The following is a 602-nucleotide window of genomic DNA, read 5'->3' as shown; positions in this document are numbered from 1 at the left end:
GGAGCGACAGGAGCAACGGGAGCTGATGGAGCGACAGGAGCCACGGGAGCTGACGGAGCAACAGGCGCAACAGGAGCCGATGGAGCAACAGGTGCTACGGGAGCTGATGGAGCGACAGGGGCCACAGGAGCCGATGGAGCGACAGGAGCAACCGGAGCTGACGGGGCGACAGGTGCGACCGGGCCGACTGGAGCGACAGGAGCAACCGGAGCTGATGGAGCGATAGGAGCAACGGGAGCTGACGGAGCGACAGGTGCGACCGGGCCGACTGGAGTGACAGGTGTAACCGGAGCCGACGGAGTGACAGGTGCCACCGGAGCCGACGGAGCGACAGGAGCCACGGGAGCCGATGGAGCCACAGGTGCGACCGGAGTTGATGGGGCGACAGGTGCAACAGGAGCCGACGGAGCAACAGGTGCAACAGGAGCCGACGGAGCGACAGGAGCAACCGGGGCTGACGGAGCGACAGGCGCAACCGGAGCTGATGGAGCCACAGGTGCCACAGGTGCGACCGGAACTGATGGAGCAACAGGTGCAACGGGAGCCGATGGAGCAACAGGAGCTACGGGAGCCGACGGAGCCACAGGTGCAACAGGAGCCGA

General features: G+C 66.6%; 2 protein-coding genes. Both read left to right on the top strand.

Annotated features, from left to right (window positions below):
• Positions 1-226, top strand: a 226-nt coding sequence (locus HMPREF1207_RS30190) for a hypothetical protein (RefSeq protein WP_016423579.1), incomplete at its 5' end; no start/stop codon positions are given.
• A gap of 123 nt (positions 227-349) precedes the next feature.
• Positions 350-602, top strand: a 253-nt coding sequence (locus HMPREF1207_RS30185) for a hypothetical protein (protein WP_016423578.1), incomplete at its 3' end; no start/stop codon positions are given.

Source organism: Paenibacillus sp. HGH0039, from assembly GCF_000411255.1.
GTDB lineage: Bacteria > Bacillota > Bacilli > Paenibacillales > NBRC-103111 > Paenibacillus_F.
Note: the sequence above shows the minus strand (reverse complement) of the source record. Positions and strands in the feature narration are given on the sequence as shown.